27 protein-coding genes and 1 other annotated feature are annotated in these 25,996 nt (G+C 40.0%); of the genes, 1 reads left to right on the forward strand and 26 read right to left on the reverse strand.

Annotated features, from left to right (window positions below; genetic code table 11):
- Nucleotides 1–26: 26 nt before the first annotated feature.
- From CC90_RS0111425 to CC90_RS0111520, 19 genes are all read right to left on the reverse strand, one after another.
- Nucleotides 27–2,099, reverse strand: coding sequence for a chemotaxis protein CheA (locus CC90_RS0111425; protein WP_031390903.1), 2,073 nt, complete (start codon nt 2,097–2,099; stop codon nt 27–29).
- Between the two features lie 24 nt (nt 2,100–2,123).
- Nucleotides 2,124–2,486, reverse strand: coding sequence for a response regulator (locus CC90_RS0111430; protein WP_031390904.1), 363 nt, complete (start codon nt 2,484–2,486; stop codon nt 2,124–2,126).
- 39 nt (nt 2,487–2,525) lie between these two features.
- The gene (locus CC90_RS0111435; protein WP_031390905.1) at nt 2,526–3,131 is read right to left on the reverse strand and encodes a TetR/AcrR family transcriptional regulator; all 606 of its coding nucleotides are present in this window, start codon (nt 3,129–3,131) and stop codon (nt 2,526–2,528) included.
- Nucleotides 3,132–3,298: 167 nt separating this feature from the next.
- Nucleotides 3,299–3,664: a RidA family protein gene (locus tag CC90_RS0111440; protein WP_031390906.1), complete on the reverse strand. Its 366-nt coding sequence runs from the start codon at nt 3,662–3,664 to the stop codon at nt 3,299–3,301.
- A complete protein-coding gene (locus CC90_RS0111445; protein ID WP_031390907.1) occupies nt 3,661–4,872 on the reverse strand; it encodes a DNA glycosylase AlkZ-like family protein in 1,212 nt (403 codons plus the stop codon). Before CC90_RS0111445 ends, CC90_RS0111440 begins: the two co-directional genes overlap by 4 nt.
- Nucleotides 4,873–4,983: 111 nt before the next feature.
- A complete protein-coding gene (locus CC90_RS0111450) occupies nt 4,984–6,762 on the reverse strand; it encodes an alanine--tRNA ligase (RefSeq protein ID WP_031390908.1) in 1,779 nt (592 codons plus the stop codon).
- 61 nt (nt 6,763–6,823) lie between these two features.
- Nucleotides 6,824–7,067, reverse strand: a binding site (T-box leader).
- Between the two features lie 156 nt (nt 7,068–7,223).
- Entirely contained in the window at nt 7,224–7,835 is a 612-nt protein-coding gene (locus tag CC90_RS0111455) for a GNAT family N-acetyltransferase (RefSeq protein WP_031390909.1), read from the reverse strand.
- A gap of 121 nt (nt 7,836–7,956) precedes the next feature.
- Entirely contained in the window at nt 7,957–8,370 is a 414-nt protein-coding gene (locus tag CC90_RS24210) for a GNAT family N-acetyltransferase (protein WP_157837550.1), read from the reverse strand.
- A gap of 107 nt (nt 8,371–8,477) precedes the next feature.
- Nucleotides 8,478–8,816: a hypothetical protein gene (locus tag CC90_RS24215; RefSeq protein ID WP_031390911.1), complete on the reverse strand. Its 339-nt coding sequence runs from the start codon at nt 8,814–8,816 to the stop codon at nt 8,478–8,480.
- Nucleotides 8,817–9,827, reverse strand: coding sequence for a ribosome small subunit-dependent GTPase A (gene rsgA, locus CC90_RS0111470; protein WP_108702641.1), 1,011 nt, complete (start codon nt 9,825–9,827; stop codon nt 8,817–8,819).
- A 709-nt stretch (nt 9,828–10,536) separates the two neighbouring features.
- Nucleotides 10,537–11,862 carry an aspartate--tRNA(Asn) ligase gene (aspS, locus tag CC90_RS0111475; protein ID WP_031390913.1) on the reverse strand — a complete coding sequence of 442 codons (1,326 nt, stop codon included), beginning with the start codon at nt 11,860–11,862 and terminating at the stop codon, nt 10,537–10,539.
- 522 nt (nt 11,863–12,384) lie between these two features.
- Nucleotides 12,385–12,996, reverse strand: a complete 612-nt coding sequence (locus CC90_RS0111480; protein ID WP_051869477.1) for a DUF1062 domain-containing protein — start codon at nt 12,994–12,996, stop codon at nt 12,385–12,387.
- A gap of 241 nt (nt 12,997–13,237) precedes the next feature.
- Nucleotides 13,238–13,504, reverse strand: a complete 267-nt coding sequence (locus tag CC90_RS0111485) for a CD3324 family protein (RefSeq protein WP_031390915.1) — start codon at nt 13,502–13,504, stop codon at nt 13,238–13,240.
- A 715-nt stretch (nt 13,505–14,219) separates the two neighbouring features.
- Nucleotides 14,220–14,615, reverse strand: a complete 396-nt coding sequence (gene rpsI / locus CC90_RS0111495; RefSeq protein WP_031390917.1) for a 30S ribosomal protein S9 — start codon at nt 14,613–14,615, stop codon at nt 14,220–14,222.
- Between the two features lie 28 nt (nt 14,616–14,643).
- Nucleotides 14,644–15,072: a 50S ribosomal protein L13 gene (gene rplM, locus CC90_RS0111500; protein ID WP_031390918.1), complete on the reverse strand. Its 429-nt coding sequence runs from the start codon at nt 15,070–15,072 to the stop codon at nt 14,644–14,646.
- Nucleotides 15,073–15,459: 387 nt separating this feature from the next.
- Nucleotides 15,460–16,197 (reverse strand): tRNA pseudouridine(38-40) synthase TruA, encoded by a 738-nt coding sequence (truA, locus tag CC90_RS0111505; protein ID WP_031390919.1) that lies wholly within the window; start codon nt 16,195–16,197, stop codon nt 15,460–15,462.
- Nucleotides 16,194–17,000 (reverse strand): energy-coupling factor transporter transmembrane component T family protein, encoded by an 807-nt coding sequence (locus CC90_RS0111510; protein WP_031390920.1) that lies wholly within the window; start codon nt 16,998–17,000, stop codon nt 16,194–16,196. The genes truA and CC90_RS0111510 overlap by 4 nt, the downstream gene beginning before the upstream one ends.
- A gap of 47 nt (nt 17,001–17,047) precedes the next feature.
- On the reverse strand, nt 17,048–17,896 hold the full coding sequence (locus CC90_RS0111515) for an energy-coupling factor transporter ATPase (RefSeq protein WP_031390921.1): 849 nt from the start codon (nt 17,894–17,896) through the stop codon (nt 17,048–17,050).
- Between the two features lie 60 nt (nt 17,897–17,956).
- Nucleotides 17,957–18,802 (reverse strand): energy-coupling factor transporter ATPase, encoded by an 846-nt coding sequence (locus tag CC90_RS0111520; RefSeq protein ID WP_031390922.1) that lies wholly within the window; start codon nt 18,800–18,802, stop codon nt 17,957–17,959.
- A gap of 171 nt (nt 18,803–18,973) precedes the next feature.
- Between CC90_RS0111520 and CC90_RS22355 the strand changes: the two genes are divergently transcribed.
- The gene (locus CC90_RS22355) at nt 18,974–19,951 is read left to right on the forward strand and encodes a M15 family metallopeptidase (RefSeq protein WP_035315670.1); all 978 of its coding nucleotides are present in this window, start codon (nt 18,974–18,976) and stop codon (nt 19,949–19,951) included.
- A gap of 2 nt (nt 19,952–19,953) precedes the next feature.
- Here CC90_RS22355 and CC90_RS0111530 read toward each other — a convergent pair whose 3' ends face one another.
- From CC90_RS0111530 to rpsM, 7 genes are all read right to left on the reverse strand, one after another.
- Nucleotides 19,954–20,880, reverse strand: a complete 927-nt coding sequence (locus CC90_RS0111530) for a DUF7916 family protein (protein ID WP_031390924.1) — start codon at nt 20,878–20,880, stop codon at nt 19,954–19,956.
- Between the two features lie 174 nt (nt 20,881–21,054).
- The gene (locus CC90_RS0111535) at nt 21,055–22,047 is read right to left on the reverse strand and encodes an aldose 1-epimerase family protein (protein ID WP_031390925.1); all 993 of its coding nucleotides are present in this window, start codon (nt 22,045–22,047) and stop codon (nt 21,055–21,057) included.
- 258 nt (nt 22,048–22,305) lie between these two features.
- The gene (locus tag CC90_RS0111540; protein ID WP_031390926.1) at nt 22,306–22,911 is read right to left on the reverse strand and encodes a bL17 family ribosomal protein; all 606 of its coding nucleotides are present in this window, start codon (nt 22,909–22,911) and stop codon (nt 22,306–22,308) included.
- Nucleotides 22,912–23,105: 194 nt separating this feature from the next.
- Nucleotides 23,106–24,062 carry a DNA-directed RNA polymerase subunit alpha gene (locus CC90_RS0111545; protein ID WP_031390927.1) on the reverse strand — a complete coding sequence of 319 codons (957 nt, stop codon included), beginning with the start codon at nt 24,060–24,062 and terminating at the stop codon, nt 23,106–23,108.
- Nucleotides 24,063–24,163: 101 nt separating this feature from the next.
- Complete coding sequence (gene rpsD / locus CC90_RS0111550; RefSeq protein ID WP_031390928.1) at nt 24,164–24,757, reverse strand: 30S ribosomal protein S4; 594 nt, start codon at nt 24,755–24,757, stop codon at nt 24,164–24,166.
- Between the two features lie 178 nt (nt 24,758–24,935).
- On the reverse strand, nt 24,936–25,331 hold the full coding sequence (gene rpsK / locus CC90_RS0111555; protein WP_031390929.1) for a 30S ribosomal protein S11: 396 nt from the start codon (nt 25,329–25,331) through the stop codon (nt 24,936–24,938).
- A gap of 101 nt (nt 25,332–25,432) precedes the next feature.
- A complete protein-coding gene (gene rpsM / locus CC90_RS0111560; RefSeq protein ID WP_031390930.1) occupies nt 25,433–25,801 on the reverse strand; it encodes a 30S ribosomal protein S13 in 369 nt (122 codons plus the stop codon).
- Nucleotides 25,802–25,996 lie beyond the last annotated feature (195 nt).

The following is a 25,996-nucleotide window of genomic DNA, read 5'->3' on the forward strand; positions in this document are numbered from 1 at the left end:
ATACGGTAACTTCACCGTTCCAAATCCTAAAAATTGACTAACCCGGCTACATCCAATATCAGACTTATGCTTCCGTCTCCCAGCAAAGTACATCCCGCAAGGCCTTTGATTTTTCGCATTTTTTGTATATATACAGGCAAGCTCTTAACAACTACCTGCTGCTGCCCCAACAACTCATCGGCAAAGATACATATTGTCCGGCCATCCTGTTCCACTACTATCATAATTCCTTCTTTGAACTGCGTAACGGCAGTTTCCACCTTGTAGCTTTCGTGAAGCCTCAAAATCGGGAAACACTGCCCCCTGATCATCAACATTTCATTCCCTTCAGGATCAATAATAATATCTTTCTCATCCGGCCTTAAAGATTCCTTTATGGATATCGTAGGTATGGTATAAGAAGATCTTCCCACCTTGATATTCATGCCGTCTATAATGGCCAGGGTTAACGGAATTGCGAGGGTAATGGTCGTCCCTTTTCCCGAAATGCTGTTTACCGATAATGTGCCTCCGATTGTTTCAATGTTTCTATTTACCACATCCATACCAACTCCGCGGCCCGAAAACTCGGAAACACTTTCCTTCGTCGAGAATCCCGGAGCCAGGATCATGTTAAAAATTTCCTGCTCTGCCATATCTTCTTCTTTTTTATACAGCAGATTATTTTCCCTCGCCTTTTTAAGGATTTTCTCTCTATCCAGTCCCTTTCCGTCATCTTGTACAATAATAAGTACATCGCTCCCCGAATTCTTTGCTTCCAGAATTACTGTACCGGTTTTGTCTTTCCCTGCCTGCCTTCTTTCTTCCGAAGGCTCAATTCCATGATCTAAGGCATTTCTCACTAAGTGCATCAAAGGATCGGAAATATGTTCAATAATATTTTTGTCTACCTCTGTCTCTTCCCCTATGATTTTAAGGTCAACTTCCTTATTAAGCTGTTTGCACATGTCTCTGACAATGCGGTGCATTTTCTGAAAGGTAGGAGATAAAGGCACCATACGGATTGACATTACGGTATCCTGCAGTTCACTGGTAATCTTGTTTAGCTGTCCGGCCGCTTTCTGGAAATTATCCAGCACCAATCCCTGCAGATCAGGATTCTGTGTTACCATAGCTTCGGCAATTACCATCTCGCCTACAATATCCATAAGCTTATCCAGCTTTGCAACACTGACACTTATAATATTCTGTACCGCTGAGGAATGACTTACTTTGTCCGTTTCTTTACCGGATACACTGACATAACCGGAAGAGATTTCCTTAACGAGACTATCCCTGATCGTATCTCGCTTTTTGGCTTTATATTCTCCGTACTCTTCTTCTGTCTCCAGTGAAACCAATTCCAAAGACTTTAAGAATATGGTCTGCTGAAAGAATTCATTCATCTGTTCATAAGTATGATTGGTTTTAAAATATACAGAGAAGCCGTCCTGCCGTATGATTTCGGCACTGTCATCGGCATCGATAACATCCTCGGGAATCGTATAAAACTCTTCGGTATAATCCTTTATATTATGCAAGATAGTATACGCCCGGATATTTTCCATTTCGCAGCCCTCTTCAAAATAAATTCGGGCCCTAAATCTGTATTTATATTCCGTTACCGGAACCTTTTCCTGAGAAATATAATACTGCTGAGGTTTTTTGGGAATATTCTTCTCTTTCTTACCGGAATCGGCAATCTCATTTTCTTTTTTGAGATTCGATAGAAAGAGGTTCAGATTTTCAATTAAAATAGTAGCATCCCCGTCAGGCTCATCCCCATTTTTAATTTTCTCCACTTCCACCTTAATGAAATCGACTCCATCCAATACAAAATCAGAAAGGGAAGAACAGTCCACTTTCTGTGGCTTTTCTTCCCGTAAAAAATAGAACATATCTTCCATGGTATGCGCAAGCGTCGAAATATTATGAAACATCATAATAGCAGAAGATCCTTTTATCGTATGCATAATGCGAAAGATTTCATTTATAGCAGCAGGAGTAAAGCAACTTTCTTTCTCACTGCTTAAAATCGACTGCTCCAACTGTTCGATTAACTGCGAAGTCTCAAAAATATACATATCCAGCATGGGTTCATTGGTAAATTGATCCGACATTCCTATACCTCCCTCATCTGTTTCTTAGATTTCGAGCAATTTTTTTATAGTACCTATCACATGTTCTTCCTTGAAGGGCTTCACTATAAAAGTTCTTGCTCCGTTTAGCACCGCTTCTTTTACCATGCTTTCCTGTCCCATGGCCGATACCATTACTACTTTCGCCTGAGGATCTGCTTTTCTGATCAGCTTAAGTGCTTCCAATCCTGTCATATCAGGCATAGTAATGTCCATCGTTACCACATCCGGCTTCGTCTCAATGTATTTGCTTACCGCTTCAATTCCATTTTTTGCCTCTTCAAATTCTATAGAATCAATTTTTCCCAGCAATTCCTTGATTGTCAGCCTCATAAAAGCCGCATCATCTACAATAAGTACTTTTTTCATCCCACGCCCTCCAATTTCTGACAGCCCCTTGCGATGTTCCTAAACTTCTGATTTATCAACTTCCAAAAAAAGGCTGTTCAGCACCATATCCAACGTCTCCATTGTTCTTTCTTTCAAAGAAAAATTTCTGCCGTTTATTCTCCATTTCAAACATATCTCTCTGCATAAACCGGATATCAAGTCCGCCAAATCCTCACTATTAATACTTTTGCTTAACTCCCCTTCCTCTTTTGCTTCCTCTATCAACTGTTTCATAAAACCAATGCGGTTATTTAAAATTTCTTTTATCTTATCCTCCAGTTCAGCGTCATAGCGAATCGCTTCAAACACCTGCATAATGGAAGTAATTGCAGGATAGTTCTCGTAATACTCCACAGATAATTTAACAAAAAACCGTATGGAATCGCACGGTTTTAATTTCATTAATCTGGCCGATTGAAAAATATCATAATCGAATTTGCAAAAATAATCCAATACAGCCCTCAGCAGCTCCTTCTTATTGCTGTAATGGCGAAATAGGGTAGCCTCGGAAACCCCTTCTCTTTTGGCTATTTCTCTGGTGGATAATCCCTGAATCCCCATATCATCAATAATATCAATCGCAGTTATAATCAGACTTTCTTTTCTGTGCAGTTTAAATTCCATCGCCATTCACCTACCGTAGTAAACACTTACTAACATTATAGCAGAATGGTGTTATTTGTCAATATTGGTTATTTTTTGTAATAGGAGCACTTTCTTATTACATAAAAAAATGGACACTTTTCAGCAATTATTTCACTAAAAAATGTCCTATGCCAATTCCCTACAACTTATTTTTTATACGCAATCGCATCCATTTGAACGTGCAGCCCCTCCGGTCCCCCTGCATGTCCAAACTCTGTCTGTATCGTTTTTCTCGCAGGGTATATACCACCGAATCGTTCCTTAAATATCTTTTCCATAATCGGAATATTCCAGGGATCCTTTAGCAGAACATCGACCTTTACCACATTCTGTAATGACAAATTTACTTTTTTCAGGCGCCTTTCCATATCATCGAGTGCTCCATGAACCTGTTCTTCTATTGTTCCGCCTACGTTTCCTACACAGAAACTCAAAAATACATAATCACCGGCCTCCACGATTCCGGAATATGCACACTCTTCATTAACATCCATTCTAATAATACCGCTCATAATTTCTCCTTCTTTAAAATAGCATTTTCATATGTGCCCAGACACTGTACTGACAGATATCTTGCGAAGTCCTCAATCGCATGCTGTGTCTGCTCCAGCAATTCGTCTGTAATAGTTACTCCGTTCTCCCACCACCAGTTTTTGATGGAAAACGGCTCATCTTTCTTATGCTTTTCCGGTTCGAACCTTGCAACCAGTTGGTTCCCGTATAAAACCGGAAGAACATAATATCCGTATTTGCGCTTATCTACCGGAGTATAAACTTCCCAGCGATAATCAAAGTCAAATATTTTCTTTATCATTTCCCGATCCCACAGCATATTATCAAGGGGGGCTAAAAACTTTACATACTTCTTGTCCAAACTTACATCGAAGAATTTTTTATCCTCACAAGCCATGTAAAATGGTGACGCTATTCCTTCGATCAGAACCATTTGCAATTCACCGATATCGACTAAATAGTTTAGTACCTCCTCCCGCATTTTCATGTCCGATAAGAAATGTCCCTGCCATGCGCCTCCCCTTTTATTCCATAACAAGCCTACGCTTTGCACCCTTCGTTTAATATACCATTCCAAAAACTTTCTGTCACTTTCGAACTCTTCTTGTCCCAGTATCACCTTTGGTACTACATTTTCCGTAAAATCATAATACTTTTGAACCCCTCTTTTTTCCCTGACACTCAGCTCCCCGATGCAGTAAAGATAATCCAATGCAGCGCTTGAGAGCTTTTTATGCCCCCAGCGGCATGCTCTGCTCTCGCCTATCGATATATCCTTACTGCCGGTCGGACCATACGTTTTCACATGTTCCCTCACATCATCCAGCACGTTTAATGCATCTAACTGCCCTCTGTAAGCCATGGTCCTTTTTGCGCTTTCACCACTGGCTGCCCTTATTTTTTTAAATTTGCCGAATTCATTCGTTGCATAAATGCACATTTCTTTATCGAACCCGTCAATCAATTCGTGCCTTTGATAGAGAAGCTCATATAACATACCCGGTTCATATCCGCTCACCCGGGCCTGCAAGACCAAATCTGCGTTTCGCCCGACAACATCCAGCGGATCGTATTGTATGCTTTTCATTTGACGAAAGCACTGCTTCACCCCCTCTATCCCTTTTAGATTTCTTGCTTGATTCAAATTATGGTAGTTTACTAAAAAGCTCCTTGCTTCTTCCATTGAAATTATTACTTCTCTGTTCATATACCCTCCGTTAAAACAAATATAGCAAACGAATTATGACACCTATATGTCACACTTCTTCAAATCGTTTCATTATTTTATTACAATTCATGCAAAATCTCAAAAACATTATTACGCTTCACACAAAATTACCGCTTTTATTCGCCTTACTCCTGCCGAAGAAGCTTCTTCCTTAATAATTTTGAAAGCGCCTAACTCTCCCGTATTCCCCGCATGCGGCCCTCCGCATATTTCTTTCGAGTAACCCGGTATGGAATAGACCTTTACCTTTTCTTCATATTTGCCCGAGAACACTCCAATCGCACCTGCTTGATAAGCCTCTTCAATCTCCATTTCTTTCATAGATACTTCTATCTTTTTTTCAATTGCCTCATTAACGATCCTTGAGATTTCTGCAAGCTCTTTTTCTGTCACTTTTCTATTAAATGAGAAATCAAATCGAAGTCTTTCAGGAGTTATATTGCTTCCGCGCTGATATACCTCATCTCCGAGCACCCTACGCAATGCACCGTTTAATAAATGTGTTGCTGTATGAAGTCTCGCTGTCTGTATGCTATTGTCAGCTAATCCACCCCTAAATTTCTCACCGGCACCTTTCCTCGATTTGATCTGATGCTCCGAATACTTATTTTGAAATTCCTCCAAATCAACAGAATACCCTTTCTCCTGTGCCAATTCACAAGTAAATTCAATCGGGAAACCATATGTGTCATATAATTTAAATGCGGACCCTCCATCCAAAATACCGTTTGCTCCGACACTTTCAAGATATTTCCCCGCTTTTTTCAAGCCGGCATCCAAAGTTTTTGTAAATAATTCAAATTCCTTTTGTAATTGGTCTGCGATAAAATCTTCATTTTCGCCAAGCTCCATATAAATATCTTTATACTGGCCGATAATCACTCTCGCCAAATCACATAAAAAATTGTGGTCTATTCCTGCTTTCTTAAACAACCTTATCATTCTGCGTATCAAACGCCGCAGAATATAGCCCTGCTCCGTATTTGACGGGCTGATCTTCCTGGAATCACCCAGAATAAAGCAGACAGCCCTGATATGCTCACAAATGATTCGCTTATCCCTCACGGACATTTCTTTCTTCAGTCCGCATATCAGATTATTCAGGCAAGTCATAACAGGTACAAATAATTCCGTATCATAAACATTTGTTTTTCCGTTAAATATTGTCAAAACTCTTTCAAATCCCATACCTGTATCCACATTTTTCTGTTCTAATTCTTTAAAGCTCCCATCCGCCTCTTTCTTAAACTGCATAAATACATTGTTCCATATCTCGACATATTTCCCGCATTTACAAGACGGCCCGCAATCAGCGCTGCACCTTGGTCTTCCCATATCGTAAAATATTTCCGTATCCGGACCGCATGGTCCCGTCTGCCCAGCCGGTCCCCACCAGTTTTCATCTCTGCCATAGTAAAATATTTGTTCCTCTTTCAGCCCTTTGTTCTTCCATATGGTTCCGGTCTCGATATCCTTCGGTACCAATGAATCCCCTTCAAACACAGTTACTGCAAGCCGTTCTACCGGAATGTTCAAAACATTTGTCAAGAAATCAAAGCTCATCGATATAGCTTCTTCTTTGAAATAATCTCCTAATGACCAATTCCCCATCATTTCGAAAAACGTTAAATGCGTATCGTCACCGACCTCCTCAATATCTCCGGTTCTTACACACTTTTGGATATCGGTAAGGCGTCTTCCCTGAGGATGGCTTTCGCCCAGTAAATAAGGCACCAGCGGATGCATTCCTGCAGTAGTAAATAAAACTGTCGGATCATTTTCCGGCAACAGGGAAGCCGATGCAATTTCTTTGTGCCCCCTTTCTTCAAAAAAATTCACATACATTCTTCTCAATTCATTTGCTGTCATTTATATCTCTCCTTTCCGTTTATTTACCCAAAATAAAAAGCCCTAAGCTGACTTATTGTCAACTTAGGGCGAACTATCATGTCCGTGTTACCACCTAATTTCAGATTTCTCTGCACTCACTCAATACGGGATATCTCCGATATTGTTTCCTGAATAACGGTGGAATTCCGGTGAAGCCTACTAAGATTATACCGTTCGGTTCACAGCTCAGAGGCTGCTTCCATATTAGATCAATGAAGATTCACACCGTCCATCTTCTCTCTGCGAAATCTCTAATACTTACTATTCCTCATCAAAGCCTTTTCATTTTAAGTTAGGTGTATCGTATCACGTTGAAACTACGTTTGTCAATTGAATAATACTACTCCATTTTTCGAAATTGCAGGATTACAATGCATCTTCATCATCGGACAATTTTCTTTGAATCGTCCGGAGTTGCAATACATTGCTGCAAACACATTTCACGACCATTGTCCCGGCAGCTTTAATTTCTCCATATATGGAAATTCCATATCAAACTCTTCCACTCTATCCGCATCTAATTGTTCAAATACTTCTGATTCATAAAACCGTCCATGGATTTCACGGAAAGCATCCGGCACTATTTCATACCCCATGAACGCATCAAAATTCTTCCCTTCTTTCGTGGTAATTCCAAATTGGTCACAAGTCTTAAATCCATGCTTTGGATAATATCCCGGTTCACCAAAAATAATAATTCCCTTATGCCCTCTTTCTCTTGCTTCTTTTATCGTTACCGCTAATAATGCCCCTCCGATGCCTTTGTTTTGATAGTCCGGTTCTACACATAACGGTCCGAAGGTCAGCACATCTACTTTCTTATCCCCATCCAGGACATATGCTTTGGAATAATAAATCCCTCCTACGATTTTATCATCTAATTCCGCAACCCGGCTTAGTTCTTCAATGTAATCTTCACTGCCTCTAAGCAAATGAACCAGATAATGCTCATCACACCCTGGACGATGCAGATTCCAGAAGGCTTTCTTAGTCATATATTCTGCATTAAAATAATCATCCTTGGTTTCCGGTCTTATAATTAAATTTTTCATCTTATGCCCCACTCCTTTTCCAAATAAGAATCATATCCAATAACTCTTTCATCAATTCTGCGGTGATAACTATAGGTATAGTTATCAAAATGTTTCCCCCAAAAACGCAGTGCTGTTGGGTTCAAAGTCTCGCAATCCACGCCAAGATATTCTGTTCTTCTCTTTCATATACGCCGCAGACATAAAACAACAAATCATCCGCCACATTCTTACCTCGAAATTCTTTTTTTACAAAAGCTCCGCAGATATTTTTCATACAGGCAGTTTCACTGATAAATGTCTCTCCTTCATCTTGTGTCGAAATAAAGCCTATTATCTCTCCACTAATGCCTGCTGCAAATACACGAATATTTTCTTTTGAAAACCATTCCATGTAATTTCCGATGTGTGTTGGAAAATAGACTGGAGGTTCTAGTAAATGCTTTGTTAATCCAAGCCTCAAATCAAGAATCAATCTTTTTTCATCATTTCTAAGCTCCATAAAAGTAATATTGGAATTATAAAGCTTTCTCGGTTTACATTCCTGCAATTTCATAATAGAATCGCTGCATCGTATTCCAAAACCATTTAACGCAAGCGATTTACCTACTTCTGTATCATTTGCATACCGGCTTAGGGCAAAGCTCGTAACCTCCTCTTCCCTTACCAATAGTTCAGTTGCCGCCGACAATAATTGTGATGAAAGCTTTCCTCTATTGCCGCCGGAAAAAGCACTTCCGCCAAGCGGCGAAAGGCTCCCTTGCAATTTCCGAAAAATCCATCCCATGGACCTTCAAATGCCAAGTATCCTACTACTTTTCCTTCTTCTTTTGCAACAACTCCATATTTCCTTCGAAATAAATTTGAAAGCAACTCTCTAAGCCGGTCTTTGAAGTCAATTTCCGGTAATGCTTTTGTCTTATTGCGCTGCGCATTATATTCCTCTAAAGCTAATACTAACGCCTCTTCCACATGTTTTTCATTCACTCTTTCCATCAACATTTACCATTCCTCCTTTCTGCTATTTACTTTTGATGAATTCCTCACCATTTTCTTATTCGTCTTTTTAATCTCTCTTGATTTACTTCTGCTTTCTTTTACTGCTTGAAAATTAGATTCTTTCTGAATCTTTAAATAGTTTTTCCACCTGGCATATGTTAATGTCCCATTTTCCAATGCACTTGCAACCGCACAGCATGGTTCACCCCTATGCGTACAATCGCTGTATTTACACTGCATGGTCAGATTGGTAATATCAGAAAAGCTATGCTCCATTCCGTCATCAACAATCCACATACCCAGCTCCCGCATTCCCGGCGTATCAATAATCTTTGTGCCATTATTCAGTACAAATAATTGACGATGGGTTGTCGTATGATGTCCTTTGGAGTCCTCTTCTCTAATTCCCGCTGTCTCCATAATTTCTTCTCCAAGCAAATAATTGGTTAAGGTAGATTTTCCAACTCCTGAGGAACCCAAAAATACAATTGTCTTATCTGGTTCAAAGTACTTTTTCAGCTGCTCCATTCCTTCACCGGTAATTGAACTAACCGGGTGAATGTCTGCACCTATCGCTATCCGACTGACCATTTCCACTTTTTGCTCCAAATCTTCTGCAATATCTGCCTTTGTAAGTACAATGACCGGCTGTGCCCCGCTTTGCCATGAAACGGTTATATATCTCTCCAGACGTTTAAGATTAAAGTCAAAATTAAGTGACATCATAATAAAAACATAATCAAAATTTGCAGCAATAATTTGCTCTCCTCTTCCGTTATCCGGATCCTTTCTCGAAAACTTAGATGTTCTATTTTTTGTTTTAACAATCAGGCTGTCTCCCATTGGATTATATACTAATTCAACATTATCCCCCACTGTGGGAAACTCCTCCGCTCTTTCCTCCGAGTAATAGACTCCTGTTTTTAATCTTGCATAAAAATCTTCACCGTCTACACGCACTTCATAACGGTCCCTGTGTACTGCCGTCACAAAGCCTTCCATTTTTTCTTTCAAATAAGATGCCTCTCTTTCCTACATATTGCTATTAAGCCTGCTGTTAAATAGCATTATCCGACAATTGAGGAGGGCATAAAAAAAGCCACAGTAACAGCCCTTAAAAGCTATAACTGCGGTTGAATCCATGAAAAAAAAGTACAAAAAAAACACATCCTATCATGTGTTTAACAGAGTTAAGCTATTCATAAGAGTTTAAAAGTGGCATTTCAAGAAATTACTCTTATACATGCCCAATATTCAATTAGTCTGCTACTACCTCGTTTACAATCAATTTTGCCATACTTCTTTCTCCTTTCGAAATCGCTTCTGCTTTATTTTGGATATATAACTTCCAATTATTCTCAAGATACCATATATTATTTGCTGAGTCAATAGATAAATTACTCCTGCCAAATCCCTTCAGTTAAACTCCTTCTATCAAATTATTTCGCTTATCTTCCACTGCCTTAATATTCTCCACCAACTGCTCCGGTATCTCAAATTAATTCTCTGTTCTACCAACTGTATAGACAGCTTCCTATTGGCAACTTCCTCAATCATCGAAGTAAACGACAGATACGATACATATAAAGAAAACTCAGGAAACATAAGCATTCCCTGAGTTTGTATCTTTTATTTAGATTATCTTTCTTATAGGTGTCTCTTATCTGCAGAGCCTTTTTCACGCCGGAAAGTCAAACATATTTTCATCAAATAGTATTCTGCCCTATGGGACTAACCGATTGATGTCTCTGGGGAATAATGTTGAAAATCGTACATTTTCCTGTTCTAATAATTTACTGGTGAAACGTTCCAACCCCAGTCCCAATCCCCCATGCGGAGGCATGCCATATTTATGCATCATGAGATAGCTTTCAAATTGTTCTATATCCATGTCTCTCCTTTTCATCTTTTCAATCTGCTCCCGATAGGAGTGTATTCTTTGACCGCCCGTAGTAATTTCTAATCCTCTGAACAAAAGGTCAAAGCTTAAGGTTTCTTCCCGGTTTTCTTTATTCTCCATCGCATAAAAAGGCCGTTTTTTACTCGGATATCCTGTTACAAAAACGAAATCACTTCCGGTTCTTTCTTTTATCCACCTGCAAAGTAGTTTTTCTTCTTCCGGTTCAAAATCATCAAAATCAGTTATTTCCTTATGATACTCTTTTGCAATCAGTTCTTTCGCCTCTGTAAATTTAACCGCCGGAATCTCATGAACAAACGGCAGGTTTATTTTTAACAGCTTTATTTCAGGTTCATAATTTTTCTCGAGATATTGAAACGTATATCTCAACATCATTGTCTCTGTTTGCATGATTTCCTCAAAGCTGTTAATATACCCCATTTCAAAGTCTACACTTGTGTACTCATTCAGATGTCTGGAAGTATCATGCTTCTCAGCCCGATAAACCGGTGCTATTTCAAACACTCTCTCATATACTCCGACCATCATTTGTTTATAGAACTGCGGGCTCTGCGCCAGATAAGCATTTCTCCCGAAATACTCAAGCCGGAATATGTTAGCACCACCTTCCGCACCGGCATAAACAATTTTAGGAGTACGAATTTCTGTGAATCTTTCTTTTTTTAAGAACTCTCGTATTCCATCCACTATTCCTTCCTGAATTTTAAATATCGCCCGCTCTTTTTCATTTCTTAATGTAATCGGCCTAAAATCAAGTAATTTTTCAATTGAAGTATCTACAAACTTATTATTGATTACAATTGGACTCGATGCTTCGGGAGCCGACAATACGTTAATATTTTTAATTTTAAGATCATATCCTGTTTTTGACCTGCTTTCTTCCTGAACATATGCAGATACTATAACACAGCTTTCTTCCTCCAATTCTTCTAATGGAAATTCCGAAATTTCCTTTGTATATATGCACTGAACAATTTCTCTTTTCGTTCTTAATAATACAAATGCAAAATCACTCATTTTTCTGATTTTATATATGCTGCCATGTATTTGCACTATATTACCTATATGATTTTTCAGCTCATCCGCTTCCACAACTACTTTTTCTAATTTTCCTTCTATTTTTATCATCTTATAATTCCTCCTGAATTTAATTTTGTCAAAAAAATTCTTATCAATCCATGAGGACATAATCTATATGTCCCATACAATCACAACCTTTCAGTTACCTGTATGGTTCAAAAAAAGAGCCACACAAAGTAAAATTAATTTACCAATGTGGCTCTTAGTATCTCTTTCCACATAGGCACAACACCTTTAGCGCTTGCACCTATGATTCATACATCACAGTTACAAGCGCTATAAATCGTCGTCCCTATTCAACAATTCAAATTGTTGATACTGATTCATTATGGCTGCCTCCATTTATTATTATGAGATAATATAGCATATTATTAATTTATCGTCAATCAAAAAAAGAGGTGTAAAAAATGAGATTCTCAATACCCGATAGTATTAAAGATATTTATTTGTATTATTATTTAGGACTTTGGTGCGTCGATAGTTTGCACCGTTTTGCATTGGCCCTCAAAGTTGAACCCCCAGGTAACATTAGATAGCTCATTAAAGCTCTTTCTTGAAATATTGTCCTGGCTATAACATTTTTACTTCAAATGGTTCTTTCGTTATTATCTCTTTTTCTATTTTAATAATGATTTTATGTTCTTGCCTTTCTTCTGTCACAGTAATAGCGCCGGATTTTTCCAATTCTTTTATTCTGGACCTCGAAAGATTTAAAATCTCTGATACCACCTTATCAGTTCGTATTTTGAGCGAATAACTATTGTGGATTACCAGTAAATCACCTTTCTGAAAAAATTGATCGTTTCCGGCTATCATACCATTTTGTCTATTAATTATATATTTTATATTAGACCAATCAACTTCTGCTTTATTTCGAGTAAAAAATTTGCTGTCCGTTCCATATTCAAATGCTAATTTACCGGAATTACTTAAATATCCCTCATATTCTTGCTGCAATATAGACTCCGGCTTACATCTTTCATAGATTGTTAAGTTATTCGTATGTTTACATTTTATACATTGATAAATCAACCATACATCTATTTTATTTCCATTTGCATTTACGCGAAAACGATTTGTATTATGGAACAGTGTCTTGCAGCCACATCCCGAACAATTTCTTAAAATTTTAAAAGGTTCTTCCGGTATTATTGTATATTCTATTTTTCTTAAATAGCTCATTTTGCATCTCCCTTAGAATGTATCAATGGATTTGCAAAGTGCTATTACATAATCATTGGATTTTTATTTGCAATAGCCTTTGCTATGCAAAACAAACGGGTGTAGTCATAAAAATGTTCCTCCTGTATTAATTTCTTATTTCATTTTAGGAGATGTTACATTTAATTCCTACCTTAAATATTTTTCCAAAAAAAAATGAGCCAATGCAAATTTCTTTGAATCAGCTCAAACATGACAGTATTCATTTCATTTTACGCAAAATGCGTTGAATGCTTTTTTCAGATAAAAAATACTTAATTGATAACTCTTGAACTTTATACCCATTTTGAAAGTCCGTAAATATCTGAAAGTTTCTGTCTTCCAACTCCTGGCGTATAAAAGTTTTGCCTCCCCATTCTTTTCTTTGATTTTCTTTCCTGGGAATATAAATACTTTCTCCATCTACATATCTTTGTATCAACTCTATTATTTCCATTGGCAGAATTTCTTCTGCTTTTCTATAGCCCATATTTGCCTCCTAAATTATTAGTTCTTTAGGTTAGCAATAGCTATAACAAATTTCATATTATAAAATTGCAATAGCTAGTGCTATGCAAACATAACTAATTTTCTCATAAAAATAATCCTCCCACAAAAATATTCGAGCAATTGATACTTATCTATTCCTCCAATATCTTTCAATCATCATAATATCAAGGTACTACTCTACGCAATATTATACTATATATATTTATAATTTCATAGTATTCATTGATTATTCGTGATAGCATTTATGATGGTTTGCCAGAGTTAATTATAATTAGCCGGAGGCTCTGCGTTAGATATTGTATATTGCATACCATATATACGATAAGATTGCTGTCATTCTATCTGAAAATACGATAAAATCAAACGATAACGAGTAAAGTAGATAGGAATTCAAAAAGAAAAGAGACTAATATGAAAAAAGTACAAATAATAAGCTTAATAATTTTTATAGCCACATTACTCATAATGGGAATAAATATTTTTTTTACTCCTCTTTCTGATTGGATTATCAGAATAAATGGTACTATTATGTTAATCAATATAGGAGTTATTTCATATAGTACAATGAAGAATTTTAAAATGAACAAATAAATTGATGGTTATTCTTGCGTTCCAATGAACAAAAACGCATATAAAAAAGCCCTTGAATGCAAGCATTCCGGGCTTTCTGATATGCGTTTTGTTCGCAGATAATCCTAACGTTTTGAAAACTGCGGTGCGCGTCTTGCGGCTTTGAGACCGTATTTCTTTCTTTCTTTCATACGAGGGTCTCTCGTTAAATAGCCTGCTTTCTTGAGTACCGGTCTGAAATCTGCATCAACCTGAAGCAATGCTCTTGCAATGCCGTGTCTGATAGCTCCTGCCTGACCTGTGTATCCGCCGCCGTGTACGGTAACCTTTACATCGAATTTGTCCAATGTATCCGTAGCGGTAAGAGGCTGACGAACGATAACCTTTAATGTCTCTAATCCAAAATAGTCATTGATATCTCTCTTATTTATAATGATATTACCTTTGCCGGGTATTAAATATACTCTTGCAACCGATTTTTTTCTTCTGCCAGTTCCGTAGCAATTTGCTGTCTTAGCCATTTTAATCTTCTCCTTTCAGTCCTCTTAATTAAAATGTTAATACTTCAGGTTTCTGAGCTATCTGATTATGCTCTGCGCCTGCGTATACATGAAGTTTTCTGTACATATCTCTTCCTAAAGGTCCCTTGGGAAGCATGCCTTTCACAGCAAGTTCTATAACTCTTTCAGGTTTCTTTGCTAACATTTCCTTCAATGTAGTCTCTTTCATACCGCCTACATAATCGGAGTGATGATAGTAAATTTTCTGATCTAATTTCTTACCTGTTACTTTTATTTTTGCCGCATTAATTACAATTACATAATCACCTGTATCGATATGAGGTGTAAAAATCGGTTTGTTCTTACCTCTTAAAACTTTAGCAACTTCAGATGCCAAACGTCCGAGTGTCATATCAGTAGCGTCAACTACATACCATTTTCTCTCGATAGTAGCCGGACTAGCCATAAAAGTTTTCATTATGTTACCTCCAACCTTAAATCAATTTTCTCTGTTTGATTTTCACAAATCAAACTATGCTCTTTTCATTGTTACCGTCTGTAATCTGACCATGGTGCGGATGTCCGGCCACACCTTCGGTTCGCTTACCGACAAGCTTTCTTCTCGCAAGAAACACGCATCGCGAGTTCCTTCGCCATTATATTTATAATGCGCTGCCGGGGCTTTGGCATTACATTATTAAACATTGTCACATTGAACTATTATATTATACGCATCCGCGTGTGTCAACCTTAATTTCAACAAATTTTCCCGATTTTATGCCGTTTGTCTAAAGTTTACTTTATTGATGCAAACTCTATGTTCAGCGCTGCTTGTCAAACTGCATTTGCCGCAAGCAAGTGATTATTAAAGGAACTCATAATTAGTTAACATAAGTCCACAAGCCGGAGCCGTTGGCCCTGCAGCCGTTCTATCCAGCGCATTTATAATATCCGGCACACATTCCGGCTCCCGTCGCCCTTTTCCTATCTCCATGAGCGTTCCCGCAATAATCCTTACCATATTATATAGGAAGCCATTTCCAGTCACACGAATTATGATTTCCTCATTTTCCTGCTCTACCTGAAGATCATATATCGTCCTTACCGTGGTTTCCGCCTGACTGGCTACGCTGCAAAAACTTTTGAAATCGTGCCTGCCGACGAGATAGGCCGCTGCAGTCTGCATCCTGCCTGCATCGAGAGGATTATAAGTAAAATAGGTATAAAGCCTTTTTGTCGGCAGCGGGAACTGGGAATTGATGATTCTATACTCATACGTTTTCCGACTCTCGCAGTGACGGGGATGAAAATCCGCCTCTACCTCTTCGGATCTGCGTATACGGATATCCTCCGGCAGCCGTTGGTTCAGCGCATAAGAAATCTTCTCTCCGGGCATTCTGACATTCGTATCGAACACCGCCACGTTACAGAGCGCATGGACTCCTGCATCCGTCCTGCTCGCTCCGATTACCTTAATATCCTCCGAAAGGAGCCCGGATAAGCACCTATTTAGCTCTCCTTCAATTGTTCTCGCATTCTCCTGCACTTGAAAACCGCTGTACGCGGTACCGTCATAAGCGACCGTCAACATCACACGCTTCATAATGTAAAAATTCTCCCAAAATAAACACACAAAGCTACATATGACCACGCCGCCGCATAAGCGACTGCATCTTGCCTATGGTACACAAGAGGCTTCATCTTCGTGCGGTTGTCTCCTCCCCTATAACATCTCGCTTCCATCGCCATCGCCAAATCGTTGGCACGGCGAAAAGCGGAAAGGAAAAGAGGTACCAGAAGCGGTACGAGGCTTTTCGCCTTTTTAATCAAATTGCCGCTTTCAAAATCTGCACCTCTTGCAATTTGAGCCTTCATTATCTTATCGGTCTCCTCTAATAAAATAGGAATAAACCGGAGTGCAATTGCCATCATCATGGAAATCTCATGTACCGGTACATGCAGCTTTTTAAGCGGGGACAACAGCTTTTCCATGCCGTCTGTCAGCTGGTTCGGTGTAGTGGTAAGCGTCATCAGGGAAGAGCCTACAATCAGAAAGGTCAACCTGATTGCCATAAATACTGCCGTTCGTATACCTTCCTTCGTTATCGTCAGCTTCCAAAAGGTAAACAGCACCTCTCCCGGCGTCAAAAAGAGATTGAACACTACCGCCAAAATAAGCAAGAACACAATTGCTTTCATACCTCTGACGATAAATCGGAATGGAACCTTGGACACTTTTATAAGCCATATGAGAAACGCACCCGCAATGGCATAACCTATAAAATTATCTACTATAAATAAGGAAACAATAAACAGCAGCGTAGTAACCAGCTTCACTCGAGGGTCAAGCCTATGTATTACCGAATCAGCATGATAATATTGTCCTAATGTAATATCTCTTAGCATGTTTTCTCCTATTTGGGAAATTTAAAAATATGAATCAGTTATATCTCTTACCTATTAAGCACCCGCAAAATTTCATCTCTGGCTTCTTCAATCGTAATCACATCCGTATTCACTAAATATCCCTTTTCCCGAAATGCCTGCATAATATAGGTTACCTGAGGCGCTGCCAGTCCGACTTCCTCCAGCTCCTTGTAGTGGCCAAACACGTTTCTCGGCTCATCGTCGTACATAATGCTGCCCTGGTTCATTACAATGATGCGGTCCACATATTTCGCCACATCCTCCATGCTATGGGAAACGAGAACTACAGTTATTCCCGTCTCCTCACGAAGCTTTGCTATCTGATCCAGTATCTCATCCCGTCCCTTCGGGTCCAGGCCTGCCGTAGGCTCATCCAGAATGAGCACCTCAGGCTTCATTGCAAGCACACCGGCAATGGCAACCCTTCGTTTCTGTCCTCCTGACAAGTCAAAGGGAGACTGGTAAAAATATTCATCCTCCAGTCCCACCTGCTTTAATGCCTCATAAGCGCGCAGCTGTACTTCTTTTTCCGTAAGCCCCATATTCTTGGGGCCGAAGCACACATCCGTAAAAACATCTATTTCAAAAAGCTGATGCTCAGGATACTGGAACACAAGCCCCACATCACTCCTCAATTTCTTCTTATTAAAACCAGCATCCCCTATATCTTCCCCGTTATAATAGATATGTCCCGATGTTGGATTCATAAGTCCGTTCAAATGCTGTACCAGCGTGGACTTGCCGGAACCCGTATGCCCTATAAGCCCTATAAACTGTCCGTCGGGTATTACGAGATTAATATCCTTTAAGGCCGCTATCTCCATCGTTGTCCCTTTTTCATATACATAGCTTACATGGTCCAAAATGATTGCCATCTGTTTCTACCTCGTTCGCGCCTTTTTCACGCGTTATCTCTCTTCCTTGCAGCTTAAGTACTACAGTTTAAGCTCGTGCATAAGCTCTTCGCAGGTTAAAATTCCATTCGGAAGATTTATTCCGCTTTTTTTCAGCTCGTAAGCTAACAAGGTAACTTGCGGTACATCCAGACGCAGCTCCTTCAGCTTTTCCACTTGAGAAAAAATTTCTCTCGGTGTGCCTTGCATGGCGATATGCCCTTTATCCATAACTACTGCTCTATCCGCATAAATAATCTCTTCCATATAATGGGTAATAAGTATTACTGTAATGCCCTCCGCTTGATTTAGTGCGCGGACCGCCCGGATTACCTCCTTGCGGCCATTGGGATCGAGCATCGCCGTCGGCTCATCCAATATAATGCACTTAGGATGCATCGCGATGACTCCTGCAATCGATACCCTTTGCTTCTGTCCTCCCGACAGCTTGTTAGGCGAATGCTTTCTATATTTATACATTCCTACTGCTTTCAGACTCTCTTCCACCCGTTCCCATATTTCCTTCGTAGGGACACCCATATTTTCCGGTCCGAAACCCACATCCTCTTCTACCACCTGACCGATAATCTGGTTGTCCGGATTTTGAAAAACCATTCCCGCATTCTGTCTGATATCCCAAAGATATTCCTCATTAGTCGTATCCTTGCCGTCAACCCAGACTGTTCCCACCGTAGGATAGAGAATCGCATTCATATGCTTTGCCAGTGTAGATTTACCGGAACCGTTGTGTCCAAGAATAGCGACAAAGTCTCCTTGCTTCACATCCAGATCCACTTCATCCACCGCACGGGTGATTCCCTCCACATTGCCGTCCTCATCCCGCCTGATATATTCAAAAATTAATTTTTTGGCTTCTATAATTCCCATTTGTTATCCTAAACCCTTAGATTAGTTTACATTCAGTCACGTTTTTTATTGTACTAGAAAATATTGATAATTACAAGATATTGCGCTCATTATTTAGCCTTTCCTGCACGACAATCTCATAAAAATGTGATATACTGCTTTTGCACGATAATATATTAAAAGGAAATTATTATGGACTTTAAGAAAATATCGAAACCTCTTATTTTAATAGTTGTTATCATCGTCTTTAGCTCTATCTTCATACGCGCCTGCTCCCACTCTGAGACACTGGCCGAATATGCGGCTAAGAATCCGGAAATTGCCTACAAGACAAAAGAGCCAGCTACACCTGCCAAAGTCACAGACAGTGAGAGCGGGCGGGAAAACACTCGCAAAGAAGGCAGTTCTAACGGACAGCCCATTGACCATATAGATAGTAGTGAGAATGAGGCAGGCGAGATAACGCCCGAATCCGGCGTGAAAGAAGAGGAAATGGACACGAATCCCGATAGAAATGTATATGAACAGGGCTTTTATTACGAACCCCTTTCCGATGAAATCAAGAAGAAAATTACAGGAATTTCTTATCCTATTACTGAATCCGATAAAGATAGTACTGCAGTTACAGCCATAAATATTGTATCCTCTTCAGAGAAAATACAAGTTAGCTATGACGATCTGCGCTATGTGAGCGTACTGTATTATAATTTCAAGGGTATCGAACGGACCGGCGAATTAATTTGCAACAAAGCAATCGCGCAGGATCTTGTAGAAATCTTTTACGAACTGTATCGAAATGAATATCAAATAGAGCAGATATCCTTGATCGATGAATACAGCGGAGATGATGTGCTATCCATGTTGGATAACAATACCTCTTGCTTCAATTACCGATTGGTAGACGGCACTACGAGCCTTTCAAAGCATGCTCTGGGCCTCGCCATCGATATCAATCCTTTTTACAATCCTTACGTAGTATATAAAAATGACGGCACTACATATATCTCACCTCAGGGAAGCGAGACATATGCAGACCGTTCCAAAGAATTCGCTTATAAAATTGATGAAAACGATTTATGCTACAAGCTTTTTACAGAACACGGATTTACGTGGGGCGGTAATTGGAACTCTCTCAAAGATTATCAGCACTTCCAGAAAGTTCCGGAATAACTTTACCGGTTAATCGACACCGCCATTCTGTGATACGTATGCCGCACTCCCCGAATGGCCACCGAATATGCCATTATGTTTTCCGGTGCTGCCATTCCCGGATAGCCCGAATCGCCGATATGGTGGATGTCCGTTCCCGTCATCTTGCACATCAGCGCAATCTGCTTAATTGTCTCGATATCGGCTCCCTCTTGGGATGTCCCGATTGCTGTTATCGTCAATGCTCCTAAGCTGTGAGCATAGGAGACCAGCCCCCTTACATATTCCATAGTGATTCCGGGAACTGTTCCCGGAGCAGGCAGAAGGATAATATCCGCTCCCGCTTCTATAAATTCTTTTATGTCATCTCTTGAAATGATGTTCTCTCCGCCTTCTCCGATAATCCCTGAAGCGTGCATTTTTCCTGCCGCCAGGATCAGTTTATTTCCCAATTCAGAGGACATCGCTCTCAGAGAATCAGTAATCGCCTTATTGCTCACGCCATTGCCCGGATTACCCGTAAGCAGAACCATATCCACGCCTAAATCACACGCTCTACTCGCGTTATCCACCGTCGCTTTGCGTCCTTCGGACATTTCCCACAGCGTTCCTTTGTTTCCTTTCGCGATGGCATCCTCCACGGGTTCCAGATTGATTCCTATCATCCTTCCGGTAAGGCGCTTTAACTCCCGAACCGATTCTTCCTGATCCACCTTCGGAAGTCCGCATATCACTGGTTTAGTGACATCGAACATATTGAGAAGCAATATATCTGCTCCCATGGCTGCTACGAATTCTGCGTTGGTCACATCTGCAAGCACCGGCATAGTGATTCCGATACATTCGCACGCTACAACCCGCCCCTCACTTCCTGCAATGGAGCTTAAATAATCTTCCTTTGTAAATCTTGAAAAATCTGAAGCTGTACAATCCAACATTCTTTTTGCCATATCCTTCTTCCTTTCCCGCGTCGTTCTCCGCTATTTTGAACTCTCATGTATCACTTGTTCGCTATTCCAATATTCCTATTTCATTATTATAAGCTTGCCTGCACCGCTCCCTATTATTCCATGCTTACCTAATTTTATCTTCCATTATTCCATGCTTGCCTGCGTCATTCTACATTATTCCATAATATGAAGTTTCAATTCTACCACCTTCTTCTCTCCTGCCTCAATTACGGGGAGAGTACCGTTCTCCCTTTCCCATTCCCGGCCCTTGACGTGGCAATTGCAAGGTTCGAAACCCATAACATAATCTCCGGAAGCCATGGATTTCCACTGGGTAAACCGAGGCAGATGTTTCGTCTGAAAGCTAATTTCCAGTCCGGCACCAATATTTTCATTATATGCAGATGCGCTCGCAATTCCCTCCTCATCTAATTTCAACATGTGGTAAAAAACCTCCTCCGGGAGCCTATCCACAGGCGCTGTAACCTTATTCCAGGGACGCTGCGTCTCCTTATCTTCACCTAAAAGACAAGTCTTAGTTGAAGGAATTTGTATCCTTGTTCCCTCATCCAGCAAAGGATATCCGATATTAAAATGATAGAGCAGCATAAAAGGACTGGTTTCATATGCCTGATTCTCAAACTCATCCCTAATCAATATCTCCTTGCTGCCGTAATTGGTCTCAATAGTACGTCTTAAGACGATGTTCCCTCCGAATAGTGCCGCTTGCCTCATTTCTCCCGACAGTCTGATCTTATATTCATCATCTTCCCATAAGCAATCGGCACAAACGTGTTCCGCTGGCGTGGAGCGCAAGCTTCCGTGCATAGGAAACATATTCTGCGGCTCGATTCCGGGCGTCCCTACGTTATCTGTACCGCAAGTGAAGAACATTCCTCCCATGATGCTTCTCTGTCCGTCAAAGCCATTATAGTCATAAGCTTGTCCATTCTGCAGTCCCGGCTTGCTTATGAAGTTGAAATTGATTCCCCTCCAAGATAATTCCGTAATATCCAGACATTTATCCTGTGCCGCCGTGAACATAAGAGGGCCGGACTTAACCTGATAAGCCTTCAATCCTCCGGCTCTACCTTCCGCATATTCTATCTTGTGAATATAGGCCTCTTGCTGCATGCTTCCAACTTTTTTCAACCATTCTTTTCCCATCTATTTTTCTCCATCATATCATATCGCTCAATCTGAAGCATAGGAGCATAGGACGCTTTTTACTTCTTTTAAGCCATTATTATATTTAATACCATTATACAACATTACATTTATGTTGCGCGATTTATTTTGATTTAAACCCGATATAAAACCCGATACAAATTGGGAATCCGCTTTTAATCGCTTGCAATAATGCACAATAAAGGGACTGCTTTCGCAATCCCTCTATATCTTAATCTCGCTTTAAGTTCTATGAAATTATACTAACTCAAGAACAACTTCCATCGCAGCATCGCCTTTACGCTGTCCGATTTTAACAATTCTTGTATAACCGCCCTTACGGGTTGCGTATTTCGGTCCATATTCGTCGAAAAGCTTTGCGACTAAATCAACTTCCTTCGTTGCTTTCTTTTTGCCTGCTGCTGTTGAAGGAACCTCAGTTATCGGATATAATACCTTTAACATCTGTCTTCTTGCATGCAGCCTGGAAGCAAGATCTTTTTTGATTTCTTTTTCTACTTCGTCATAAACCGTTACGGTAACACCATTTTCGATTCTTAAGATTTTGCCGTCTTTGTCACGGTGTGTCTCAGAAAGAACCTTCTTCGTGTCCTTATCAACAATCTGCTTTACTCTCTTGCCGTCTTTATCCTTACGTGCAACCTTTGCAGTAACCTTTACAGTCTCGAAATTATCTTTTTCTTTTGCAGCAAGTGCGATAAGTCCTTCAGCAATCTTCTGAACTTCTTTCGCTTTTGCCTGCGTGGTAACAATTCTTCCATTATACAACAAATTTGTCACCTGATTTCTAAGTAATGCTTTTCTCTGGTCAGATGTTCTGCCAAGCTTTCTGTATTTTGCCATTTTTACGGCTCCTTTCTCTTAATCGGGATAATTCCCTATGGCACATCCGGCCATGCACTTTGGACTTATTTACCGAATGTGGATTCCATATCATGAGCCCGCACACATACGCACTTTGGACTTACTACACATGCGTTTTCACGAATATCTATTCAAAATATAAATTCATCATTTGAATTTAAATTTTAAATCAGTCACTCATCACTGGGATTAAGCTGTAATCCTAGTTCTTTTAATTTAGCTAAAACCTCTTCCAAGGATTTACGTCCTAAGTTACGAACCTTCATCATATCCTCGGATGTCTTATTGGTCAATTCTTCAACCGTATTAATACCAGCCCTCTTTAAGCAATTGTAAGAACGAACTGACAGCTCCAGCTCATCGATGCTCATTTCCAATACTTTTTCTTTTTCATCGTCTTCCTTCTCTACCATAACCTCTGCGGTCTTAGCATTCTCGGATAAATCGATGAAAAGGCTCAAATGTTCGCTGAGTACTTTTGCAGCCAGACTAACTGCTTCGTCGGGAACTAAGGTTCCGTTCGTATACACGTCGAGGGTCAGCTTGTCGTAATCCGTAATCTGACCTACACGAGTGTTCTCAATCGTTACATTTACTCTTTCAACGGGTGTGTAAATAGAATCGATCGCAATCACACCGATAGGCAGATCCTCTACCTTATTCTTATCGGCACCTACGTAACCTCTGCCTTTAGTAATGGTAAGTTCCATATACAACTTTGTATCTTTTCCGCTCAAAGTAGCGATTACCAAATCGGGATTTAAGATTTCGATATCCTGATCCACCTGAATATCGGAAGCCTTTACGACACCTTCGCCGTCATACTCGATGTATGCCGTCTTAGGTTCATTTGTATCACTATTATTTCTAATAGCGAGACTTTTGACATTCATAATAATTTCGGTAACATCTTCCTTTACACCCGGAATGGAACTGAATTCGTGCAAAACACCTTCAATCTTTACCTGACTTACCGCAGTACCCGGTAAAGAAGAAAGCATGATTCTTCTTAAAGAATTGCCAAGCGTAATACCGTAACCTCTCTCCAAAGGTTCAACTACGAATTTACCATACTTTTTATCTTCAGAGATTTCTGCAACCTCAATATTGGGTCTCTCAAAATCAAACACTGCAAATACCCTCCTTTACGAACAATTATATCTAAGTCGTTTAAGCAGATAAGAAGAATTCTCCTCATCTGCCTAACTTTTTGCCATAATGAAATCTTATTTTACTTAGAATATAACTCGACTATAAGCATTTCATTAACCGGAACATCGATCATCTCTCTTGCGGGAAGCTGTTTGATGGATCCCTTCATAGCTTCCTGATCTACATCCATCCATTCAGGAGTAAGTCTTCCTGCCGTAACTTCAAGGATATCTTTATATCTCTGCAAGGATTTGGATTTTTCTCTTACTTCAATTACATCTCCGGCTTTTACTAAATAAGAAGGAATATTTACGGGCTTTCCGTTTACGAGGAAGTGCTTGTGGTCTACGACCTGTCTCGCTTCTCTTCTTGTTCTTGCAAGGCCCATTCTGAATACTACGTTATCGAGTCTGCTTTCGAGAATGACCATAAGGTTTTCACCAGCCAGACCCTTCATCATTCTGTCTGCTTTTTCATAGTAATTTCTAAAGGGTTTCTCAAGAACGCCATAGATAAATTTTGCTTTCTGCTTCTCTCTTAACTGAAGACCATACTCGCTCATCTTCTTGCCTGCTCTTACAGCTCTATTCGATTTCTTGTCATATCCTAAATAAGCGGGCTCAAGTCCGAGAGCTCTGCATCTTTTTAAAACTGGTACTCTATTAACTGCCATTTGAGGCTCCTTTCTAAATAAAGGCTCATCTGCCTTTCACTATTGTTTACAACGTAAGCTCTCATAAGAGTGTTACGCATTCTTCCAACCTGCTATCAAGCGCGAAATACTGCTTCGAAGTATTTCATACGCTATTTGTCACTATGTGAAGCCTATGGCTGCATAGTAACCTCCGCTATTATACGCGGCGGCGCTTAGGAGGACGGCATCCGTTGTGAGGAACCGGAGTTACGTCTCTGATGCTCGTTACTTCGAGTCCGCATGCCTGAAGTGCGCGGATAGCTGCCTCACGTCCTGAACCTGGTCCTTTAACCATAACGTCAACGGTTTTCAAGCCATGTACAAGCGCAGCTTTAGTAGCGGTTTCAGCCGCCATCTGAGCTGCATACGGAGTAGATTTCCTTGAACCTCTAAAGCCAAGACCACCAGCACTTGCCCAGCTAAGAGCATTTCCGTCATTGTCCGTCAATGTAACAATTGTATTGTTAAAAGAAGACTGGATATGTGCCTGTCCATGTTCAACGTTTTTCTTGACACGCTTTTTTGTCACTTTTTTTGTAACTTTCTTTGCCATTTTAAACTAACCTACTTTCTCAACTTTTCATTCTCTGTTACTATTGCTTTATTTCTTCTTATCAGCCACCGTACGTAAAACGTACTGTACTTCGTCTAAAATTATTTCTTCTTATTAGCCACCGTACGTTTGGGGCCTTTTCTTGTTCTTGCGTTGGTCTTAGTTTTCTGACCGCGAACCGGAAGACCTTTTCTATGACGGATTCCTCTGTAACATCCGATCTCCTGAAGTCTCTTGATGTTTAAAGCGATTTCTCTTCTGAGATCACCTTCTACTGCGTAGTTAGCATCAATTTCTTCGCTGAGTCTCTTTACTTCTTCATCTGTCAATTCTCTTACGCGGGTATCAGGATTAACCTTTGCCGCTTCAAGAATCTTGTTTGCACTTACTCTTCCTATACCATAGATATATGTGAGTCCAATCTCCACACGTTTTTCTCTGGGTAGGTCAACACCTGCAATACGAGCCATTTACATTTCCTCCATTTTCTTCGTAGCATCTCTTGAGTGTCCTTTACTCATTCCGCTTGTAAATTATATGTTCCGCGGGGATGCAATGCTTTCGCATATTTTTCTCTGCATGAAAATAGTTCATGCTACTACTAAGTTGATTGAGATGGCGTGACGCACATCCAACCGGAATCGAATCCGACCTTTCCAAAACCT

The sequence above is a fragment of the Kineothrix alysoides genome, from assembly GCF_000732725.1.
Taxonomy (GTDB): Bacteria; Bacillota; Clostridia; order Lachnospirales; family Lachnospiraceae; genus Kineothrix; species Kineothrix alysoides.

Bases quoted from the DNA above. Each gene is read 5' to 3' on its own strand.
- CC90_RS0111425 (WP_031390903.1), bottom strand. From the start codon at position 2,099: ATGTCGGATCAATTTACCAATGAACCCATGCTGGATATGTATATTTTT.
- rpsI (WP_031390917.1), bottom strand. From the start codon at position 14,615: ATGGCTAAGACAGCAAATTGCTACGGAACTGGCAGAAGAAAAAAATCG.
- CC90_RS0111450 (WP_031390908.1), bottom strand. From the start codon at position 6,762: ATGACAGCAAATGAATTGAGAAGAATGTATGTGAATTTTTTTGAAGAA.
- CC90_RS0111430 (WP_031390904.1), bottom strand. From the start codon at position 2,486: ATGAAAAAAGTACTTATTGTAGATGATGCGGCTTTTATGAGGCTGACA.
- rpsM (WP_031390930.1), bottom strand. From the start codon at position 25,801: ATGGCTCGTATTGCAGGTGTTGACCTACCCAGAGAAAAACGTGTGGAG.
- CC90_RS0111440 (WP_031390906.1), bottom strand. From the start codon at position 3,664: ATGAGCGGTATTATTAGAATGGATGTTAATGAAGAGTGTGCATATTCC.
- CC90_RS0111480 (WP_051869477.1), bottom strand. From the start codon at position 12,996: ATGAGCTATTTAAGAAAAATAGAATATACAATAATACCGGAAGAACCT.
- CC90_RS0111515 (WP_031390921.1), bottom strand. From the start codon at position 17,896: ATGGCAATCATTTTGGACCATGTAAGCTATGTATATGAAAAAGGGACA.
- CC90_RS0111535 (WP_031390925.1), bottom strand. From the start codon at position 22,047: ATGGGAAAAGAATGGTTGAAAAAAGTTGGAAGCATGCAGCAAGAGGCC.
- CC90_RS0111435 (WP_031390905.1), bottom strand. From the start codon at position 3,131: ATGGAATTTAAACTGCACAGAAAAGAAAGTCTGATTATAACTGCGATT.
- CC90_RS0111520 (WP_031390922.1), bottom strand. From the start codon at position 18,802: ATGGGAATTATAGAAGCCAAAAAATTAATTTTTGAATATATCAGGCGG.
- CC90_RS24210 (WP_157837550.1), bottom strand. From the start codon at position 8,370: ATGAAATTGCAGGAATGTAAACCGAGAAAGCTTTATAATTCCAATATT.
- CC90_RS0111445 (WP_031390907.1), bottom strand. From the start codon at position 4,872: ATGAACAGAGAAGTAATAATTTCAATGGAAGAAGCAAGGAGCTTTTTA.
- CC90_RS22355 (WP_035315670.1), top strand. From the start codon at position 18,974: ATGGACTTTAAGAAAATATCGAAACCTCTTATTTTAATAGTTGTTATC.
- CC90_RS24215 (WP_031390911.1), bottom strand. From the start codon at position 8,816: ATGTTGATGGAAAGAGTGAATGAAAAACATGTGGAAGAGGCGTTAGTA.
- aspS (WP_031390913.1), bottom strand. From the start codon at position 11,862: ATGATAAAAATAGAAGGAAAATTAGAAAAAGTAGTTGTGGAAGCGGAT.
- CC90_RS0111530 (WP_031390924.1), bottom strand. From the start codon at position 20,880: ATGGCAAAAAGAATGTTGGATTGTACAGCTTCAGATTTTTCAAGATTT.
- truA (WP_031390919.1), bottom strand. From the start codon at position 16,197: ATGAAGCGTGTGATGTTGACGGTCGCTTATGACGGTACCGCGTACAGC.
- CC90_RS0111485 (WP_031390915.1), bottom strand. From the start codon at position 13,504: ATGGGCTATAGAAAAGCAGAAGAAATTCTGCCAATGGAAATAATAGAG.
- rplM (WP_031390918.1), bottom strand. From the start codon at position 15,072: ATGAAAACTTTTATGGCTAGTCCGGCTACTATCGAGAGAAAATGGTAT.
- CC90_RS0111540 (WP_031390926.1), bottom strand. From the start codon at position 22,911: ATGGCAAAATACAGAAAGCTTGGCAGAACATCTGACCAGAGAAAAGCA.
- CC90_RS0111510 (WP_031390920.1), bottom strand. From the start codon at position 17,000: ATGCTAAGAGATATTACATTAGGACAATATTATCATGCTGATTCGGTA.
- rpsK (WP_031390929.1), bottom strand. From the start codon at position 25,331: ATGGCAAAGAAAGTTACAAAAAAAGTGACAAAAAAGCGTGTCAAGAAA.
- CC90_RS0111455 (WP_031390909.1), bottom strand. From the start codon at position 7,835: ATGAAAAATTTAATTATAAGACCGGAAACCAAGGATGATTATTTTAAT.
- rpsD (WP_031390928.1), bottom strand. From the start codon at position 24,757: ATGGCAGTTAATAGAGTACCAGTTTTAAAAAGATGCAGAGCTCTCGGA.